The organism is Brevundimonas phoenicis (assembly GCF_047237745.1).
GTDB lineage: Bacteria > Pseudomonadota > Alphaproteobacteria > Caulobacterales > Caulobacteraceae > Brevundimonas.
Genome location: NZ_JBDFLN010000001.1, coordinates 1862460 through 1878057 on the forward strand (window position 1 = coordinate 1862460; position 15598 = coordinate 1878057).

19 protein-coding genes and 1 tRNA gene are annotated in these 15598 nt (G+C 64.9%); 10 read left to right on the forward strand and 10 right to left on the reverse strand.

The window, feature by feature from the left end; genetic code table 11:
• The first annotated feature begins 41 nt into the window (after window positions 1-41).
• The 7 genes from ABC419_RS09225 to ABC419_RS09255 all read left to right on the forward strand — a co-directional run bounded on the left by ABC419_RS09225 (window position 42) and on the right by ABC419_RS09255 (window position 4236).
• A complete protein-coding gene (locus tag ABC419_RS09225; protein WP_412877637.1) occupies window positions 42-605 on the forward strand; it encodes a ubiquinol-cytochrome C chaperone family protein in 564 nt (187 codons plus the stop codon).
• Complete coding sequence (locus ABC419_RS09230; RefSeq protein ID WP_412877636.1) at window positions 602-1135, forward strand: YceD family protein; 534 nt, start codon at window positions 602-604, stop codon at window positions 1133-1135. The genes ABC419_RS09225 and ABC419_RS09230 overlap by 4 nt, the downstream gene beginning before the upstream one ends.
• 96 nt (window positions 1136-1231) lie before the next feature.
• Window positions 1232-2314 carry a phosphate acyltransferase PlsX gene (plsX, locus tag ABC419_RS09235; protein WP_412877635.1) on the forward strand — a complete coding sequence of 361 codons (1083 nt, stop codon included), beginning with the start codon at window positions 1232-1234 and terminating at the stop codon, window positions 2312-2314.
• A complete protein-coding gene (locus ABC419_RS09240) occupies window positions 2311-3288 on the forward strand; it encodes a beta-ketoacyl-ACP synthase III (protein WP_412877634.1) in 978 nt (325 codons plus the stop codon). Before plsX ends, ABC419_RS09240 begins: the two co-directional genes overlap by 4 nt.
• Window positions 3289-3356: 68 nt before the next feature.
• Window positions 3357-3665: an integration host factor subunit alpha gene (locus ABC419_RS09245; RefSeq protein ID WP_125901406.1), complete on the forward strand. Its 309-nt coding sequence runs from the start codon at window positions 3357-3359 to the stop codon at window positions 3663-3665.
• A 5-nt stretch (window positions 3666-3670) separates the two neighbouring features.
• Window positions 3671-4087, forward strand: coding sequence for a MerR family transcriptional regulator (locus ABC419_RS09250; RefSeq protein ID WP_412877633.1), 417 nt, complete (start codon window positions 3671-3673; stop codon window positions 4085-4087).
• Between the two features lie 72 nt (window positions 4088-4159).
• Window positions 4160-4236 (forward strand) — tRNA-Pro (locus ABC419_RS09255).
• A gap of 91 nt (window positions 4237-4327) precedes the next feature.
• Here the strand turns inward: ABC419_RS09255 and ABC419_RS09260 are convergent.
• Window positions 4328-4723 carry a DUF998 domain-containing protein gene (locus ABC419_RS09260; protein ID WP_412877632.1) on the reverse strand — a complete coding sequence of 132 codons (396 nt, stop codon included), beginning with the start codon at window positions 4721-4723 and terminating at the stop codon, window positions 4328-4330.
• A 29-nt stretch (window positions 4724-4752) separates the two neighbouring features.
• Window positions 4753-5016, reverse strand: coding sequence for a hypothetical protein (locus ABC419_RS09265; RefSeq protein ID WP_412877631.1), 264 nt, complete (start codon window positions 5014-5016; stop codon window positions 4753-4755).
• Window positions 5017-5612: 596 nt separating this feature from the next.
• Here ABC419_RS09265 and ABC419_RS09270 point away from each other — a divergent pair.
• On the forward strand, window positions 5613-6788 hold the full coding sequence (locus tag ABC419_RS09270) for a nucleoside triphosphate pyrophosphohydrolase family protein (RefSeq protein WP_312164811.1): 1176 nt from the start codon (window positions 5613-5615) through the stop codon (window positions 6786-6788).
• Window positions 6785-7465: a uracil-DNA glycosylase gene (locus ABC419_RS09275; protein ID WP_312164809.1), complete on the forward strand. Its 681-nt coding sequence runs from the start codon at window positions 6785-6787 to the stop codon at window positions 7463-7465. The genes ABC419_RS09270 and ABC419_RS09275 overlap by 4 nt, the downstream gene beginning before the upstream one ends.
• Here ABC419_RS09275 and ABC419_RS09280 read toward each other — a convergent pair.
• From ABC419_RS09280 to ABC419_RS09305, 6 genes are all read right to left on the reverse strand, one after another.
• Complete coding sequence (locus ABC419_RS09280; RefSeq protein WP_313428171.1) at window positions 7457-8269, reverse strand: thymidylate synthase family protein; 813 nt, start codon at window positions 8267-8269, stop codon at window positions 7457-7459. The genes ABC419_RS09275 and ABC419_RS09280 overlap by 9 nt on opposite strands.
• Window positions 8211-8885, reverse strand: coding sequence for a C1 family peptidase (locus tag ABC419_RS09285; RefSeq protein WP_325148026.1), 675 nt, complete (start codon window positions 8883-8885; stop codon window positions 8211-8213). The genes ABC419_RS09280 and ABC419_RS09285 overlap by 59 nt, the downstream gene beginning before the upstream one ends.
• Before the next feature lie 10 nt (window positions 8886-8895).
• A complete protein-coding gene (locus tag ABC419_RS09290) occupies window positions 8896-9909 on the reverse strand; it encodes an ImmA/IrrE family metallo-endopeptidase (RefSeq protein WP_312164803.1) in 1014 nt (337 codons plus the stop codon).
• Between the two features lie 3 nt (window positions 9910-9912).
• Window positions 9913-10263, reverse strand: a complete 351-nt coding sequence (locus ABC419_RS09295; protein WP_200165064.1) for a helix-turn-helix domain-containing protein — start codon at window positions 10261-10263, stop codon at window positions 9913-9915.
• On the reverse strand, window positions 10260-10592 hold the full coding sequence (locus tag ABC419_RS09300; RefSeq protein WP_200165065.1) for a hypothetical protein: 333 nt from the start codon (window positions 10590-10592) through the stop codon (window positions 10260-10262). Before ABC419_RS09300 ends, ABC419_RS09295 begins: the two co-directional genes overlap by 4 nt.
• 212 nt (window positions 10593-10804) lie before the next feature.
• Complete coding sequence (locus ABC419_RS09305) at window positions 10805-11623, reverse strand: cation efflux transmembrane domain-containing protein (RefSeq protein ID WP_312164797.1); 819 nt, start codon at window positions 11621-11623, stop codon at window positions 10805-10807.
• 69 nt (window positions 11624-11692) lie between these two features.
• Between ABC419_RS09305 and ABC419_RS09310 the strand changes: the two genes are divergently transcribed.
• Window positions 11693-12127: a MerR family transcriptional regulator gene (locus ABC419_RS09310; protein ID WP_312164794.1), complete on the forward strand. Its 435-nt coding sequence runs from the start codon at window positions 11693-11695 to the stop codon at window positions 12125-12127.
• Window positions 12128-12553: 426 nt separating this feature from the next.
• Here the strand turns inward: ABC419_RS09310 and ABC419_RS09315 are convergent, their stop codons facing one another.
• Window positions 12554-12991, reverse strand: a complete 438-nt coding sequence (locus ABC419_RS09315; RefSeq protein ID WP_312164789.1) for a DUF305 domain-containing protein — start codon at window positions 12989-12991, stop codon at window positions 12554-12556.
• Window positions 12992-12996: 5 nt separating this feature from the next.
• Window positions 12997-15498, reverse strand: a complete 2502-nt coding sequence (locus ABC419_RS09320) for a heavy metal translocating P-type ATPase (RefSeq protein ID WP_312164786.1) — start codon at window positions 15496-15498, stop codon at window positions 12997-12999.
• Window positions 15499-15598: the final 100 nt, after the last annotated feature.

Consider the following 15598-nt stretch of genomic DNA (forward strand, 5'->3'; position numbering starts at 1 on the left):
TCTAGAAACAAGGTCTTTGACCTAACCGTCGCTGCGTCCTAGTGCAACGGCGCGGCGGAAAAGGGGCCGTAAAACCTATGTTCAAAACACTCTTCAAGCGACAGTTGCAAGACCGTCAGGTTCAGGCTCTGTACGCCCTGGCGGTCGAACAGGCGCGTCAGCCGGATTTCTACACCCATTTGGGCGTGGCGGACCGTATTGACGCGCGATTCGAACTTTACACCCTGCACGTGCTGCTGCTGTTCGTTCGGCTGAAGCAGGAGGGCGAGCGCGGCGCCGATTTTGCGCAAAAGCTGTTCGACGCCTACGTCTCATCGCTCGACAATGTTCTGCGCGAGCTCGGCGTGGGCGACGTTTCAGTGGGCAAAAAGATGCGCAAACTGGGCGAGGCCCTGTATGGCCGCATGAGCGCCTACGAGAAGGCGCTGAGGGCAGGGGACCGCGACAGCCTGCAAGCTTCGATCGCCCGTAACGTCTTCGAGAGCGAGGATGCCGCCGTCGGCGAAGCTCTTACCCGCTACGCCGTTGAGTCGCATGATCGGCTGACGCGCCAATCTTCGGCTGCCGTGGAAAAGGCGCCGGATTGGGCGAAGATCGCCGCATGACCATCCCCGCGATTCCCTACAGCGACCCCATCCGCCTGCATCAGATCGGCGCCGCCCTGACACGACGTCTGGAGCCCGACGTCGAAAGCCGCAGCCGTATCGCTCGCGCACTTGACCTGAAGTCGCTCGATCGATTCGTCGCTGATATCGAGATCGTTCCCACGGTTTCTGGATGGCGGATGTCAGGCCGCGTTCAGGCCGACGCCGTGCAGTCCTGCGTGCTAACGCTGGAGCCCCTGTCGGTGGCGATCAATGAACATTTTACCGTCAACCTGACCGAGACGCCGCCAGACGCGCCTGCAGACGAAGACGGCGAGATCGACCTGGAACTGGACGACAACTCGCCGGACGTGGTGGAGAACGGCCAGATCGACCTGGGCCAATACGCCGTGGAGCAACTGTCCCTGCACCTGGACCCTTACCCCCGCAAGGACGGCGCGGTTTTTGAACAGCCGCCAGAACCCGGTGAAATCTCGCCCTTCGGCGTGTTGAAAGCGCTGAAGCGGGCGGACGACGTCGACAAGAGTTGACCTAAGGTCGCTCAGGCGTCATCCACGGTGCGACATTTTCGTCCGACCGTCCTAAACTGAAGCGCCGCGGCAAGACGGCGACGGAGTCGATTTCACTTGGCATCACCGATACTGATCTCGCTCGACGCCATGGGCGGGGACCATGGGCCTTCCGTCGTGGTCGGCGGCGTGAAAGACTACATCGCCCGCTATGGCGGCGAAGGCGTGCGCTTCCAACTGCATGGCGACGAGGCCGCGATCCGCGTCGAAGTCGCGCGCAACGGACTGGCGTCCGGCGTCTGCGAGATCCGCCACACCGACAAGGTCGTCGGCATGGACGAGAAGCCCGCCCAGGCCATGCGCCGCGGCAAGGGCTCCAGTCTGTGGAACGCTGTCGAAACGGTTAAGCTCGGCGAGGCGCAGGCCGCGGTTTCAGCCGGCAACACCGGCGCCCTGATGGCCATTTCCAAGCTGTTGCTACGCATGGCCGTAGAGGGGCTGGAGCGGCCCGCCATCGTCGCCAGTTGGCCGACCAAGCGCGGATTCACCGCCGTTCTGGACGTTGGCGCCAACATCGGCAGCGATGCACGCCAGTTGCTCGAATTCGCCATCATGGGCGAGGCCTTCCAATCGGCTGTTCACGGCGTCGCCAGGCCCACCGTCGGCATCCTGAACGTCGGTTCCGAAGAAATGAAGGGCCATGACGAGGTGCGCGAAGCGCACGCCGTTCTGCGCACAGACGCCGTGCCCGTAAACTATAAGGGGTTTGTCGAAGGACACGACATTGCAGCCGGAACCGTGGATGTTGTCGTCACCGACGGCTTCACCGGCAACGTCGCCCTGAAGACGGCCGAGGGCACTGCGCGCTTCATCTCGGGCCTGTTGAAGGAGGCGCTGACCTCCGGGCCTCTGGCCAAGATGGGCGCCCTGATCGCCATGCCTGCGCTGAAGAAGATGGCGCGCCGGATTGACCCCAGCAGCGTCAACGGCGGTCCGTTGCTCGGCTTGAACGGGATCGTCGTCAAAAGCCACGGCGGAGCCACGGCTGAAGGTTATGGCAACGCCATCCGTGTGGCTGTCGATCTGGCCCGAAGCGACTATCTGACCAAGGTCAGCGCCAACTTCGCGCGTCTGTCGGCCGTCCTGGACAAGGGCGACTCCGCGTCCGACGAGGCCCAAATCGGAGAAGTCCAGCCGTGAGCATCATCCGCAGCGTCGTCACCGGGGTAGGATCATTCCTGCCCGAACAGGTCGTCACCAACGCCGACCTGACCAAGATCGTCGACACCTCCGACGAATGGATTGTCGAACGCACCGGCATCCGTCAGCGCCACAAGGCCCGCGACGACGAGCCGACCAGCGATCTGGCGGTCAAGGCCGCCGAGCGCGCCCTGGCGGACGCGGGCAAGACGGCGGCCGATGTCGATCTGATCATCGTCGCCACGACTACGCCAGACCAGACCTTCCCCGCGACGGCCGCCATCGTCCAGCGCAAGCTGGGCGCGCCGGTGGGCATCGCCTTCGACGTTCAGGCGGTCTGCTCGGGCTTCGTCTACGCCATGAGCGTGGCGGACGGCTTCGTCGCACGTGGTCAGGCCAAATGCGCCCTGGTCATCGGCGCCGAGGAAATGACCCGGCTGATGGACTGGACCGACCGCACGACCTGCGTCCTGTTCGGCGACGGCGCCGGCGCCTTCGTGCTGGAGCCGGGCGAGGGGCAGGGGACCAAGGATGATCGCGGCGTGCTGGGCTTCGCCCTGCGCTGCGAGGGCGCCAAGGCCGACATGCTCTATGTTGATGGCGGCCCGGCCACGACCGGCACGGTCGGCCATCTGCGGATGCTGGGCAATCAGGTCTTCCGCCACGCCGTGGTGAACATCGCCGAGGCCATCACCGCCGCGGCCGAGGTCGCGGGCGTCGATATCCCCGAGATCGACTGGTTCGTGCCCCATCAGGCTAACCAGCGCATCATCAAGGGCGTGGGAGATCGCCTGGGTCTGGACGAGGACAAGGTCATCTCGACCGTGGCCATGCACGCCAACACCTCGGCCGCCTCCATTCCCCTGGCGATGGACGTCGCGATCAAGGACGGGCGGATCAAGAAGGGCGATCTGGTGCTGGTCGAAGCCATGGGCGGCGGCCTGACGTGGGGCGCCTGCGCTTTCCGATTCTAGGTTCGCATTGAGGGCTTTGATTTTCTGTCATTTTGCCCTTCAATGCCCCGCCATTGGAAAGCGGGGAGATGTCAGTGTCCCAGACCCTTACTCGGGCTGATCTGTGCGAAGCCGTTCACGAGGAAGTCGGCCTGTCGCGCCAGGAATGTTCCGGCATGGTTGAACGGACGCTTGAACTGATCGTCGAGTCGCTTGAACGGAGCGAGACCGTCAAACTGTCTGGCTTCGGCGTCTTTCAGGTGCGCGAAAAACGCGCGCGTATGGGACGCAACCCCAAGACCGGGGAACCCGCCGCCATCAACCCCCGCCGCGTCATCAGCTTCCGGGCCTCCCAGATCATGAAGGGCCGGGTGCACGACGCCGTCGTAGAGACCTGAGTTCATTGGCCAAAAGCCCTAGCGCCTTTCGTACTATCTCCGAAGCCGCCGAAGAAGTCGGCGCGCCTCAGCACGTCCTGCGTTTCTGGGAGACGAAGTTCGATTTCATCGCTCCGGTGAAGCGCGCGGGCGGGCGGCGTTTTTACCGTCCTGACGACATTATGGTGCTGAAGGCCGTTCGTCGCCTGCTGCATGACGAGGGCCTGACGATCCGTGGCGTGCAGCGCTTGGTAAAGGATCAGGGGCTGACGCGCGTCGCGGCCTATGGGGATCCGACCGCCAGCCTCGAAATCGATTCGGGCCTACGAGCGGAAACTGCGGCTTCCGGCGCGACGCAGACCATCGACCACAACCGTCTGGTGCAGGTTTTGGCCGACTTGGAAGCGGCTCGCGCACGTCTGGAAGGTGTTCTTCGTCTTTAGGACGGAAGTTGTTGTCGATAATGCGTTTTAGGGTTTGCGGAGCGCGAAACCCCCGTCTATACGGAGCGCCTTCGGAGCGTGGCGCAGCCTGGTAGCGCACTTGACTGGGGGTCAAGGGGTCGCAGGTTCGAATCCTGTCGCTCCGACCATTTCAGGTTCTCGGACTTGATTTGCGAACTTGACGGGCGGCTTCGCAACAGCGAGGCCGCCCGTTCCGTATCTACTCCTCAAGCCATCCCGCTAGTCTTCCGTCTCGTCCGTTTGAAGCAGGCGGATCGCCATCGCGATCATGACGATGATGTGGACCGTTTCCAGCACGCGCTGCGCCGCGCCGTGCCAGAGAAAATCGGGTGAAACCAGTACGAAACTGAGCGCGGCGACGACCGCGCATGTTGCAAGCAGGGGGAATAGTCCAGACCAGCCTGCGAGATAACGCAGGCCCAACGCGAGAAAGAACAACCCGACGACGCCGCTAAAATACCCCAGCCCTCCGAATAGATCGTGCAGCAGTTGACTGGCGCTAGGCGCATCGCGTGCGCACTCGAGCTCACAGGGAAAGACGCCGGCGCCGAGCAAGCCAATTCCATTGGCGACCAACAGAAGAAAGCCGGCCGCTCTTCCTGGCGAGAATGGCACAACCGTCAGGCACAGCAGCCAGAAGCTGATCAGCAGTACGCTGCTGCCGACAATGCGACATTGACGATGACTGCGTTAGGCGCGCCATAAGCGCCCAGCTCGCTGATATGCTGACTCGGCGAATTGTAACCGGGGTAGCCGAATGGGGCGATCACGATGACGGCCGCCAACACGCACACATAGGTGATCGCGAATCCTGCGGTTATGCGCTTCAACTTCATCCCTCCGGTCACGCATGGATTCTCTAGCGTGGCGCGTGACGCTTCAAAGGCCAAAGGGCCGAAAGGCGTCATGGCGGCGCCGAACTGCAGACCATATATTTCGCAGACTGCACAGGTTCGCAAACTGTTGCAGTCATAAATTGCTGAATTAACACCCAAAATAATGCAATATGAGAGAAACGGCCGTTGCACCCGGCGACAGCGCTTCTGTTGCAAACCCCAACGCGCTCGGGGCGGCGGCAGAGGCGCGATGGGCACGAAAACACTAGACGTAGATAGGTTGTGGATAAACGCCAGAAGCGAAGACGGATGTCCGTTTCTGACTCGAAGCGGAAGTTCGAAGCGTCCTGCTATTGAGTACGGCGTCCGATCGGCCGTCATCTAAGGCGTTTTGATTCGTGATCACCTCGTTAAAGAAGCTGGCAGTCCGGCGGCGCGGATTTTCCGGGATCTGCTATGGCCCACCTTCGCTCGTTCGGACTTCCGTCGACCCTGCCGCAATCGACAAGTGTCCTCTCGCGGTGATCACCGGCTCTCGAAGTGCTATCCTCCGGCGAGAGCCAAGATGATTTTCGACCCGGGTGATCTAGCCGAGTCACTCCGCAAGAGACGCCCTCTCCGAATCGTTCGAATAACGATGTAACGAGAGAGAGGGGGCTGGGTCGGGGATGGAAGACTATAATCCGCTGACGGTGGCAGAATACGCTGCGGACGCTGCGCGAACGGATCGCGGGGTCGAGGGCCAGTCGTTGGCGTTTCCGCTTCTTGGGCTTGCGGGGGAGGTGGGAAGCCTCCTTAGCGAGCTGAAGAAAAAGCAGCGCGATCCGGCCTCCTATCGAAGCCATTCCGATGCCGTCACCGAAGAGCTGGGTGATGTCCTGTGGTATCTCGCGGCGGTGGCGCGACGCGGCGGTGTGGCCCTCAGCGCGGTCGCGGCCCATCTCTATCGGCGAGACGCAGAGTGGACCGGCCTCGATGATCCGCGCCTAACTTTCGAGGCGCTTCAGCCTCATCCGATTGCGCCCGGCGGCGAGCCGACGGTCAACTTCGAAGAGACCCTGCTCGATCTCGCTTCGGATGTCGGCCTCCTGATCGGGGATTTTCAGGCCGGCCGCCTCGAGGCGGATAAGGGACTCTTGCCTGTGCATCTGGCGGCCATCCTGACCCGGCTATTGCGGGCGTCGCGCGAAGCGCGTCTGACCCTAGAGGTGGCGGCGGTTAAGAACACCTACAAGATTTTTGACCGATGGCCGGAGACGCGGGATTACCCGGAGGCTTTCGACGCAGACGTGGACCCGGACGAGCAACTACCGCGTAGTCTTGAAGTGGAGGTCTACGAGAAGCGGGTGGGAGACAAGGACTATGTCTTCCAGCGCTGCAACGCACTGTTCATAGGCGATCGCCTGACCGACAATGCGCTGGAGCCGGATGACTACCGGTTTCATGACGTCTTCCACTATGCGTTTGTTGCCGTTCTTGGGTGGTCGCCGGTGACGAGGGCTTTGATGCGGTTGAAGCGCAAGAGCCAGCCGCAGATCGACGACGCGGAAGATGGCGCCCGCGCCATCCTCATTGAGGAGGGTGTCTCCACCTGGATCTTTGGCCAGGCACAGCGACTGAACTATTTCGAGGGGGTGGAGATCGGGAAGCTGCCCCTGGATCTGCTCAAACAGATTAAGCAGTTCGTGGCCGGCTACGAGGCCGATCGCCTCCCGCTGTGGCTCTGGGAGGAGGCGATCCTTCAGGGCTACACAGCCTTCCGATATCTGCGGGAGCACCGCCGCGGCCGGGTAATTCTGGATTTCAAGACTCGGTCTTTACGTGTAGAGGCCCTCGCATCATGACGCCCGCCGCCTTTGTCGATGCGCTCCAGAGCGCCTCCCTTCCCAATGTATTCAACCCCTGGCGCGACCAGTGCGCCGTCTGCGACCGGGCCGACGCCCCATCGCTCCGCCGCGATAACCTGCGCCTTTTCCTGGAGCGGGCCATCGATGTGGATGATGCCACCATGTGGATCGGGCGAGACCTCGGTTACCGGGGCGGCCGTCGGACCGGCGTGCCCCTCACTGATGAAGTCCACCTCGCCTCGGCGTCGGCCCTAATGGGCGATATCACCTTGGTCAGGGCCACCGAAGGACCTGTTGTCGCCGAGCGGACTGCCGCGGTCGTCTGGAGCGTCCTGCGGCGGGTGCAACGCCCTATCGTGCTCTGGAACGTCTTCCCCTTCCATCCGCATTTCGCGGAAGACCCGATGTCGAACCGCCCACACACCCGCGCCGAGCGGGCGGCCACATGGCCGTTGCTGGAAGCCCTGATCGATATGGTGCAACCGGCTCGGATCGTGGCCATCGGGCGTGACGCTAGTCAGGCCTTGGCGGATCTCGGCGTAGCGTCAGACGCGGTGCGCCACCCCAGCTATGGCGGGCAGGCGGAGTTCGTGGCGGGCATGCACGCATTGTACGAAGTGACTGAGACCCAACTCAGTTTCGCTGGGCTGGAGCCACCCTCAGTCCTAAACTAGGGCGTCGCAAGCCTCCAGCATGGTCTTGATGGCGGATCGCGGCGCGGTTTGCTTGGCGTCATTTTTGGGCTGATCGATGGTCGCGTGAGATGACACGACGGTCAGCGCGCCGACCTCAAGCTCCGCTTCATTGGCCACGAAAGCCATCAGCCGTCCCAAGCCGATCAGGTTTCCCAGAAGCTTCTCGATATAATAATGATTGCGGTACATCACGGTTAGATGCAGCCGGTCGCCGTCGGTGCTCCGCTCGGGCTTGAAGCTGGCGTGGCTCAGGCACTGGCCGCCGTAGGGCGAACGGTCGACATCGCGCAGAGGATCGAAGACTGAGAGCTCGAACTTGTTGAGCGCCTTGACCGACGGATCCTTGAGGCGGCCGATAATGTCGGCCAGCTGGTTAAATGCGACGCCTCCGCCAGGACGCGGAAGATTGATCATCCGCTCGAAATAGTAGCCGGACCAGCGATCTCCGCCGCGCGCGGCGGCGGGAAGAACTCGAGTGGTGAAACGGTCGTAGAAGGCCGGTGAGCCGTGTCGGCGATGCAGGGCCGCAGGAAATAGGGTATTGGCCACCGTCTCGATCGGCTTGGCGTCCCACTGCCGCAGGAAGTTGTCCACGATGGCGACCGCAGGGTCGGCGAGGGTGGAGCGCACGAGGGGATCAGCGACGTCTATGATGACGTTCTGGGCCTCGTGACCAGGACGATCGTCGACTGCCTGGACTGCCGCTCGCCAAGCGCTGACGCAATCAGGCTGCGGCGGAATGGGGAGATACATGATTGTCCTCTTCGAGAAGCGCGAACCCATAGAGACGAGGCTCGACGTATGACTGGGTCAGCCAAGCGTGGCCGGCGACACCCCAACCGAGGCCCCAGCTGTTTCGCACGAGGATCGCGGGATTGTTGTCGATCTCGCCATGGCCGACTGCCAACACGGCATGGCCCAGCGCCGGATCTCCGACTTCGCCGGGCTTCGGCCGCACAACGCCCTCGACGTCCGGTCGGTAGAAGCTGGCGGACAGCCTTAGCAGGATCAGCGCCGGCCGTCCGGCATGGATGGCGTCGATGATTGCCGCCCAGTCGAAGGGCAGAGCCTGTCCCTTGCGGGTGAACCAAGCGCCGCCTGTCGGCGGCGCGCTCCAGTCGTCGTTCACAGGGGGCGTTGGGACATAGGGCCAATCGTCCTCGGCGGGCTGGCCATCCTCGCGCAGGGCGTCCAGCATGAAGCCCAGACCTGCGCCAGTAGAGGGCGGTCGGCCCGCGCGCTTCTGGGCATGATGGAAGGCTGCCTCGCAGGACAGGGGAGTCCAGCCCGGGCGCATTGCCGCGTGAAGATCGGTGGCCGCGAAGGCCAGGCAGGTCGGGCGCTGGCCTTGGTCGCGGGCCGGTCCCAAGCGACCGCGCAGGTCGGTCTGTACGTCCACGGTCGACATCCTACGCCGCCGCCAGCCAACGGCGGCGTTCGGCGCGGGAGAGACCTGACGCCTCCGGTCCGGAGAGGTCGAAGGTGACGGCGAGGGCAGCGATGGGCGGTTCCTGCAGCCAGGGGCGGCTTTGGCGCAGATCGAGTGCGCCCTCGACGTCCTCACCGTCGGGACCCGCCAGAACCTCGCGCTCGACGGGGGCACCTACACTGTCGTGGGAGCCGGGAAGGCGCGTGTCGCGCAATACGACCAGACCGCTGGCATGAAGGGTATCGAAATCCCAGAGGTAACCGGCCGATCCCAGTTCTTCGACACGGATGACGAACAGGTCCTTGCGGCTGCCGTCGATCCTTCCGCCCTGATCCTTTTCCGTCAGAAGCCAGACGTCGCCGTGGTAGGACGGCGGCGTGAAGTCGCCGAGAAGGTCGATCTTCAAGGCTCGAGGTTTGGTCGCCAAAACGGTCTGGCGCCGGGCGGGGTCAAGCAGGTCGTAGAGCTCCAGGGTGCGCGTCATGGCCTCGAAGCTCACACCTAGGCGAAGCGCCAGCTGATAGACCACCTGCGGTCGGGCGAGATCGGCGGCCCGCCAGCCCTGACGGGCGCAGTGGGCGGTAATTAGCCAGCGGGGCATCAGAAGGGCGGCGGCGAAGGCGTCCGCCTCGGTTTCTTGGAAGCCGGGGCTGAGGTCGCGGCCGGGCGCACGTCGCAGAATCTGGTCCTCGTCGTCGAGGCTGGGCTGGTGACCCAAGGTCGAATGGCCGAGCTCATGTGCGGCTGTGAAGCGTTGGATACTGAGAGGACGCTCGGTGGTGATCATGATCCCTGGAATGGGGACGTTGACGAAGGCCCCCAGCAGCCCGTCCAGGGGGCGAACCATCAGGGGGGTGTCGAGCGCCGCGATCAGATCAAACACATCGACCGCGCCTGGCTTGGCTTCCAGCTGAGCTCGGAGGTCGAACCGGCGATGCAGCCGGCCGGCGGCCGCCACACCGTTTCGGACAGCCTCCTGATAGGTCCGCGCCATCCGTCAGTCCGTCTTCTTGGCGCGCGCCAGCAGAAACTCGGTGAACCGACCCAGTTCCTCCCGGTCTCTTTGCGACAGATCGGCCGCCTGGCGCGCCAGATGGGCCACGTCGGGCGGAAGATCGGGCGGCCCCTCGATCCCGGTCAGATAGCCAACCGATTGTCGGTACAGACGCGCAAGGCGGGTGAGTTCGATAGCCTCCACGCGCCGCTGGCCGCTTTCGATCCCAGTCAGGGCTGTGCGGGGCAGTTTGAGATGGGCCGCCACCTCTTCCTGCTTCAGCCCGAGATATTCCCTCGCCTCGCGAAGCCGTTCCCCCAGACTGCGCCGAGCCTGTTCATCATCGCCGGTCATGCGCCGGCCGGGTGAGTTTTCTTCCAAGCCGCTTCAAGCTTGGGCATCATGTGGTCAAGCGCGGCCTGAATGGAATCGTAGCCGCCGGTCTTGACGATATTCTTCGGCTCGAACCCGAGAATGTCTTCCAGCGCTAGGGTGACGTCGACGACCGTCAGGGAGTCCAGGCGGATCTTCGTGGTGAGGAGGGCACCCGGTGTGGCGGGGGGTGGCACGTCCTGCAGCGCAAGCTCGCTTTCCGCTAAAGATGTGAGTTCCGCCAGCAGGCAGGCGCTCACGTCCTTGACTGGAAAAGGCTTGATCTCCGGCTTTTCCTTGATCTGCATCACGGCCGATCCTCCAACATTCGATCAATGTAATGTCAGAATATCGAACATTCAACCCCTGCGTCTGGCCAGCCATCAACACCGGGGCTCTGGCAGGACACCTGCCGATGAGGCCCGATCAGGACGATCCGGCAAAAAATCTCCTGACGCATGGTCCAGTGTACAAACTTCGCCGCCAGTCGCTTCAGGGACGCTCGCAGCGAACGTTGATATGTTCAGTCTAAGGAGATGGCTTGAGGACGGGCGGCCCGGAACTGGGGCCACGCCTGCAGAAGCACCTTGATCGCCGACCGGAAGAAGAGGAGGGCGATCACGCCGCCGACCAGGATGTCAGGCCAGCCGGCGCTGAACAGATGCACGCCTCCGGCGGCGACGATGACGCCGGTATTGGCGATCACGTCGTTGCGCGAACACTCGAAGGTGCTGGACAGGTTCACGTCCCGGTTCCGGTGGCGATAGAGCAGCGCCAGGCAGACGAGATTGGCGACGAGGGCGATCACCCCGAACAGGCCCATGGTTGCAGCGGTCGGAGTGACGTCGCCCGCCACCTTGCGGACGACCTCCACGAAGACCCAGACGCCGAAGGCGGCGATGACGCCCGCCTTGACCAAGGCGGCGCCAGTGCGCCACCGCAGACTCCGGTTCAGGGCGTAGAGGCTCAGGCCGTAGACCAAGGCGTCGCCGAGCATGTCGATCGAATCAGCCATCAGGGCGGTGGACTGCGCGACGAGGCCGGCGCCGAATTCGGCGAAGAACATGACCAGGTTGATCGCCAGAACCAGGATCAGGACACGACGCACGTCGGCATGGGCGCCGAGGGCGGCGATCTCGTCCCCTTTGGCCGAACAACAGTCGTCGCCCGCGAAATGGGCAGTCGGCGCCGGTTCAGCCTGGTTGGTCGAGCCGCAGGCGGTCGGTCCAGAACAACAGTACTGGGCGTCTGTGGGGGCGGGAGAGGGTGGCCGGCTCGAGCAGACGGCCTTCTCCGGCGCATCGGAAGAGGGCTTTGCGAAGGATGGGCAGCAGTCGGACATGAGGAACCAGGGTTGCGAATAGGGTTCGCCGACCGATATGCGACCTATAGCGGGTATAGGTTCAAGGGCATGGCCGAGAATTTCTCCATTGGCGATCTGGGGCGGCGCACGGGGTGCAAGGTGGTCACCATCCGTTATTATGAGCGGATCGGCGTCCTCGAGGCACCCCGTCGTGGCGAAGGCGGTCATCGCATCTATGGCCAGGACCATCTGAACCGGCTCGCCTTTGTGCGGCGCGCGCGAGATCTCGGCTTCTCCCTGGATGCTGTCCGAAGCCTGTTGAGCCTGTCAGGAGAGCCCACCTCTGCACCTTGCGGGGCGGCCGACGCCGTCGCCACGGAGCATCTTGCAGAGGTGCGCGCCAAGATCATGGACCTGCGTCGGCTGGAGGACACCCTCGTCTCTGTCCTGGATCGCTGCGGCCGGACGACCGTCGAGGACTGTCGGGTGCTGGACGCCCTACGTGAGACGCCTCAGCCAGAGGACGCCGTCTCGGCGCCTTGAGCATGACCTGAGGGACCGGAGGCTTCGCTTGGGCGCGAAGCGCCGGCGTCGCCGTGAGCCTCGCCGGGCGGGCCGTGATAGTGGCGTAAAGGATTCAGGTCGTCGCGCACGGCGTAGAGAAAGCCGGAGCCTCCAAGCCAGAGCAGGCTGAACAGAAGGGTCAGGGCTAGGCCCGGACGGGCGCGTGGAGCGAGCCGCAGACCGGCCAGGGCAAGGAGGGGAAGGCCGACGCCGTATACCACGTGCACCGGCCATCCGAGCGTGCTGAAGCAGAAGATGGCGAAGGTGAGAACAGCGCCGGCGCTCACCAAGCTCGCCGTCAGGACAGCGAGCCCGTCAAGAAGCGGGTTCGGCCGGGGCGGCGGAGGGCGTCTGCCGCGACGCTTGCCGGGCCGGCCTTCCTTCCATCGAACGGTGCGCGCCATGTCAGGCGCCGCTCTCCGGCGCAGGCGGAGTTTCGCGTCGCGCCAGCCAGAGGCGCATTCGAAGGATTTCCGTGTCGCGCGCCCGGATGAGGTCCTGGGCCAGCCCACGAGCGTCCTTGTCGGAGCCGTGCTGCAACTGGATCCGGGCCAGGGCGATCTCGCCCTCATGATGAGCGATCATGGCGCGCATGAAGTCGACGTCGGCGTCGCCGGTCCAGCGAATGTCAGTGGCCTGGTGAAGACGTTCATTGGCCTCCTTGAAAGAGCGGGTCGAGGCCGCGTCTCCCGGGGCGTCGGCATGGCCGGCGTGCTCGTCGATCGGCTGGACGGCCGCAGCCGCCGGACGATCGGGCGGGGATTGACGCGACATCATGCCGAACAGAAAGGCTGCAGCCGCCAGGAAGGCTGCGACGAGGGTGAGCCAGCTAAGGCGTTTCATGGGCTTTATCCCGGATAGGATGCGGGCGCCTGGCGATCGCGGTAGGCGAGCAGGCGCAGGGCGTTGAACACCACTAAGAGGGTGGAGCCTTCGTGCAGGGCGACGGCCGGGCCGATGCCGAGACCGAGGATGGTGGCTGGCACGAGGAAGGCGACCACGCCGAGGCTGACGAACAGGTTCTGGCGGATGACGGTTCGGGTGCGACGGCTCAGGCCGACCGTGAAGGGAAGATTGGACAGATCATCGGCCATGAGGGCCACGTCGGCGGTTTCCAGAGCGACGTCGGAGCCCGCCGCGCCCATGGCCACGCCGACCGTGGCCGTGGCCATGGCGGGGGCGTCGTTGACCCCGTCGCCGACCATGGCGACCTTGGTCTCGGCGCGGAGGCGCTTGATCGCCTCGACCTTGTCGTCCGGCATGAGGTCGCCCCAGGCCTCCGTCAGGCCGACCTGGCCGGCGATGGCTTCGGCCGCCTTCTGGTGGTCACCCGAGATCATGATCATGCGCCGGACGCCCAGGGCTCTCAGTCTTGTCAGGGCGTCGCGCGCGGCCGCACGCGGCGTGTCCAACAGGCCGATCACGCCGAGATCGCGTTCGCCCTGGCGCACCACCATCAGGGTGCGGCCCTGGGCGCGGAGGCGATCGACCGCCTCGGTCGCCTGGACGCTCAGAACCGGCACGCCGTCCGATCCGAACATCTCGGGCTTGCCGATCTGGACCGTGACGCCCTCGAGCTCGGCGGCGACGCCCTTGCCGGTCAGGCTCTGCAGGCTTGAAGCGGCAGGGACGGCGGCGCCGTCGAGACGCGCCGCGCCGTCCCGGGCGATGGCTTCAGCCAAGGGGTGATCGCTGAGCCGTTCCACGGCGACCGCCACCGTCAGCAGGGCGCGTTCGTCGGCGCCGTCGACGGGGATAACGTCGGTGATCCGCGGGCGGCCTTCCGTCAGGGTACCGGTCTTGTCGAAGGCGATGGCGTCGACGGCGCCGAGGCTCTCAAGCGGCGCGCCGCCCTTGATCAGGACGCCGGCGCGAGCGGCGCGGGCGACGCCCGACAGGACGGCGCTCGGCGTGGCGATAGCCAGGGCGCAGGGGCTGGCGGCCACCAGGACCGCCATGGCGCGGTAGAAGCTGTCGCGGAAGGGTTCGTCGACCACCACCCAGGCGAAGAGCAGGATGAAGGCCAGGCCCAGGACGAGAGGGACGAAGACGCGCTCAAACCGGTCGGTGAACCTTTGTGTGGGCGACTTCTGGGTCTCCGCCTCGCTGACCATGCGCACGACCTTGGCCAAGGTGGTGTCGCTGGACTTGCGGGTGGTCTCGATCTCGATGGCGCCGGCGCCGTTGATCGTCCCGGCGAAAACGGCGGATGCGGCGAGGATGGAGGCGGGGCGGGCCCGGGCCTCGGCGAGATCATCGACCGGCTGCTTGTCGACCGGCATGCTCTCCCCAGTGACGGGGGCCTGATTGATGCTGGTGGCCCCCTTGATGACGAAGCCGTCGGCGGGCAGGCGTTCATTGGGCCTGACCACCACCACCTCGCCGACTTCAAGCGCCTCGACCGGTATCTCGATCACCTCGCCGTCACGCCGCACCCTGGCGGTGCGCGGGGCGAGTTCCGCCAAGGCCTCGATGGCGCGCTTGGCCCGGCCCATGGCGTAGTGCTCCAGGGCGTGGCCGAGGCTGAAGAGAAAGAGGAGCAGGGCGCCTTCCGCCCAGGCGCCGAGCGCCGCCGCCCCCGCCGCCGCCACCAGCATCAGGGTGTCGATCTCGAAGCGCTTGCGCCTGAGGTTGTCGATCGCTTCGCGCACGGTGAAGAAGCCGCCCAGGCCGTAAGCGCTGAGGAAGAGCGCGAGCGGGATCCAGCCCGGCAGGCCCGACGCCAGTTTTTCCAGGGCGAAGCCGAGGCCCAGGGTGCCGCCGGCGGCAAGGGCGAAGATCAGTTCGGTGTTGGCGCCGAAAATCCCTCCGTGGGCGTGATCATGGTCGGCGTGATCCTCCTTCCCGGGATCGTGGTCGTGGCCGGCGTGGTCGTCTGCGGCGTGTTCAGCCCTGGCCGGGAAGGGCTGGGGGGAGAAGGTCAGGCCGTGGCCGGCGAGCGTCTTGATCAGCTGGTCGCGGGTGATCCGGTTCTGGTCGAACTCGACGCGGACCGCGCCGGCGGCGTCGAGGCCGACCTCAAGGAGGCCGGGCTCCGCCTTGAGGTCGGCCTCGAGCGAACGGGCGTGCCGCGCATGGCGCACGCCTTGGGTCCAGCCGACCAGGTGGCCGAAGCGACGGCTGATCTCGACCCCGGCCTGGAGCGCCTTGCGGCGCACCTCGTCCGGCGACAGGAGTTCGGCGTCGTAGTGCAGGCAGAGCTGGGGCCCGGTCGGGGATTCCGTGACGTGGATCTGGGACAGGCCGGGCGCGCCGGTCAGGCGTTTGACGAGGCGCTCGACGCAGGCGTCCAAGGCGTCGGGCGCTTCGGGGAGAAGGACCGGTATGTCGAGTCTGACGGTGCTAGGCATGCTTGAACTCCTCGGATGCGGAAGAGGGGGCTGAAGGCGAGGGGGCGCGTGACTCGGCCTGGACGTCGCGCTCGTGCGAAGCGAGGCGAACGGCGGCGCC